1 protein-coding gene and 1 pseudogene are annotated in these 3,279 nt (G+C 70.3%); both read left to right on the top strand.

Annotated elements, in window-relative coordinates:
• Positions 1–243 precede the first annotated feature (243 nt).
• Entirely contained in the window at positions 244–1,506 is a 1,263-nt protein-coding gene (locus AN233_RS14805; RefSeq protein WP_058367538.1) for a DHH family phosphoesterase, read from the top strand.
• 71 nt (positions 1,507–1,577) lie between these two features.
• A pseudogene (locus tag AN233_RS14800) lies at positions 1,578–3,224 on the top strand (long-chain fatty acid--CoA ligase).
• Positions 3,225–3,279 lie beyond the last annotated feature (55 nt).

Genomic DNA, 3,279 nt, shown 5'->3' with positions numbered 1-3,279 from the left:
CCTGCCACCACACCGCCCCGCCACCGCCCTGCCACCACACCGCCCCGCCACCGCCCTGCCACCACACCGCCCCGCCACCACACCGCACGGGAACAGAAAACTGCGCGGCAATGCCGCTGTGGGGACAGAAAAGCCGACACCCGACTGCCGGTCACAGAAAAGCCCCCGCGAACGCGGCGCCGCCGACTCCCGCACTGCCCGCGGAGCGGCGGAGTTTTCCCCCTCGCGGCGGAGAGAACGGGTATGGACGACGACCTCATCGACGACGACGGTATCCCCCTCTCCCGGCGCACGAAGCTGCCGGGGAAGGGCTTCTTCTACCCCGACTCGCTGGACGAGGAGCGCGCGGAGACTCGCGCCCGCGAGGCCATCGAGGGCGCCGAGACCGTGGTTATCGTGGACGGCGACGCCGACGGCCTCGCCTGCGCCGCGATGATCCGCGAAGCGTCCGACGCCGCGCTCGACGTGGCGCCCTTCGAGGAGCGCATCGCCGAGCGCCTGCTGGAGTCCGAGGAGGCACTCGATGACGAGGATGCCGAAGGGGACGCCGATGCGGCGGCTGACGGGGAGGACGAGGAAGACCCCCTCGCTGACGCCCACGCGCAGTCGCCGGTCGCGCTCGTGCCCGCGGGCCCCTACTCGCTGGACGACGCGCTCGAACGCGTCGCGGCGTACGCCGACCCCGGCATCGACCTCTTCGTCTGCGACATCTGCCCCGACGACTTCTCGTGGATCGAGGCCCCCCTGCTGACGCTCGCCGACGACTGTGACTCGATCCGATGGTTCGACCACCACCAGTGGGACGACGCGACCGCCGAGGCGGTCCGCGACGCGGGCGTCGACCTCGTGGTCGGCGACTCCGACGAGGAGTGCACCGCCGACGTGGCGCTCCGCTCGCTCGACTACGAGTTCGCCGACCGCTGGAGCGAACTGGCCCTGGTCACCCGCGACCACGACCTCTGGCTCAACGAGGACGAGCGCTCGCAGGATCTTGCCGACTACGCCTACTGGACCTCGCCGGAGGAGTACGTCGCGGTCGTCGGGGCCTACGGCGCCGACCTCCCGGAGACGGTGGTCGACTACGTCGAGCACAGGCGCGTCGAGAAGGAGAACCGCATCGAGGCGGCTGTCGACCGCGCCACCTTCCACGTCGTCGGCGACTGGTCCATCGCCGTCACCTACGGCCGCTGCTCGCAGAACGAGGTCGCCGAGCGACTCCGTGAGCAGGGAGCCGACGGCGCGCTCATCGTCAAGCCCGCCGGCTCCGCGTCGATCCGCGGCTCCGAGGACTTCCGCTACGCGCACGAGGTCGCGGGGAAGGTCAACGGCGGCGGCCACCCGCAGGCGGCCGGCTGCAAGCCCGACATCTACGACGACATGCTCGACTACGCCAACCACTGGACGACGGAGGGGCAGGCCTGCCGGAAGGTGATCCTCGCCGCGTTCGAGGACGTGGCCGAGGAGCTCGCGGCCGGCGAGATCGAGGTCGTGGAGCCGGAGGAGTAGTCCGACTGCCGCGGTCGATGTGGATCGACCGTGACAAACTTCACGTTCCCGGGGGTCTTCTTGGAGACGTCATGCCCGGTGGACACGACCAGACCCTGCGGCCGTTCCTGTGGCGCGCGACCCGACTGTACCCCGACACGGAGATCGTCTCCCGCGAGCACGACGGGCTCCGACGGTACACCTACGGGGAGTACGCCGACCGCACCGCCCAACTGGCGAACGCGCTCGACGAGTACGGGATCGAGGCGGGCGACCGGGTGGCGACGTTCTGCTGGAACCACGCGCGCCACTTCGAGACGTACTTCGGCGTGCCGACCATCGGCGCGCAGCTGCACACGATCAACCCCCTGCTCCCGGACGAGCACGTTCGCTACATCGTCGACAACGCCGACGACGAACTCGTCTTCGTCGACCCCTCGCTGGCCGGCAAGCTCGCCGCCGCGGCCGCGGACGCCGAGGAGTTCGACGGCGTCGACTTCGTCGTGATGGGGAGCGAGCCGGTCGACGACCTCGACGCCACCCCTACGAGGAGTTCATCGCGGGCCACGACGCCGACTACGATTGGCCCGAGTTGGACGGCGACCAGCCCGCGGGGCTCTGTTACACCTCGGGGACGACCGGGCGGCCGAAGGGCGTCGAGTACACGCAGTCGATGCTGTGGAGCCACACGATGGCGTCGCTGACGCCCCAGGGGATCCCGATGACCGACGCGGACGTGGTGATGCCGGTGGTCCCGATGTTCCACGTCAACGCGTGGGGGATGCCGTTCACGGCAACCGCGGCGGGCGCCAAACACGTCTATCCCGGCCCCTCGCCCGAGCCCGCGGACCTGGCCTCGCTCATCGAAGAGGAGGGCGTCACCATCTCCGCGGGCGTACCGACGGTCTGGCTCGGGCTCCGCGAGTACATCGAGGCGGGCAACGACGTGGACCTCTCGGCGCTGGACACGATCATCGTCGGCGGGTCGGCCGCGCCGCCCGCGCTGATCGAGTGGTACGACGACCGCGGCGTCGAGCTGCTGCACGCGTGGGGGATGGACCGAGCTCTCGCCCATCGGCACGGTCTCGCACCTCAAACACGACCTCCGGGACGCCGACTACGGGACGCAGGTCGAAAAACGCGCGAAACAGGGGCTGATCGCGCCCGGGCTGGAGTTTCGCGTCATCGACGAGGACGGCGCGGAGATCCCGTGGGACGGCGAGGCGTTCGGCGAGCTGCAGGTCCGCGGGCCGTGGGTGACGAAGGAGTACTTCCAGCGCCCGGACGCGACCGCCGAGGAGTTCGACGACGGCTGGCTCAAGACCGGCGACGTGGTCACCGTCGACGAGGACGGCTACCTCCAGATCGTCGACCGCACGAAGGACGTGATCAAATCCGGCGGGGAGTGGATATCCAGCGTCGAACTCGAGAACGCCATCATGGCCCACGAGGACGTGAGCGAGGCGACCGTCATCGGCGTCCCCCACGAGCGCTGGCAGGAGCGCCCGGTCGCGTTCGTCGTCCCCGCCGAGGGCGCCGACCGCGACGCCCTCCCGGACGAGATCGACGCGATGCTCCGCGAGGAGTACCCCAAGTGGTGGCTCCCGGACGCCGTCGAGTTCATCGACGAGGTGCCCAAGACCGCCACCGGGAAGTTCTCGAAGAAGGACCTCCGCGAGGCGTACGCCGACCAGTCGCTCGTCGAGGGCGCGGTCCCCGAGGAGGACGCGCCGGAGTAGCTCAGAGATGCTGACGCGGCGCGGTGCCGTCGGCGCGCGCCGCGGCGACCGCTTT

Source organism: Haloparvum sedimenti (genome assembly GCF_001462205.1).
GTDB classification, from domain to species: Archaea; Halobacteriota; Halobacteria; order Halobacteriales; family Haloferacaceae; genus Haloparvum; species Haloparvum sedimenti.
The sequence above is the reverse complement of the archived record's forward strand: the minus strand, read 5'-3'. Positions and strand labels throughout refer to the sequence as shown.

What these genes read in the sequence shown, in the direction of transcription:
- AN233_RS14805 (WP_058367538.1), top strand. Translation starts at nt 244, where the DNA reads ATGGACGACGACCTCATCGACGACGACGGTATCCCCCTCTCCCGGCGC.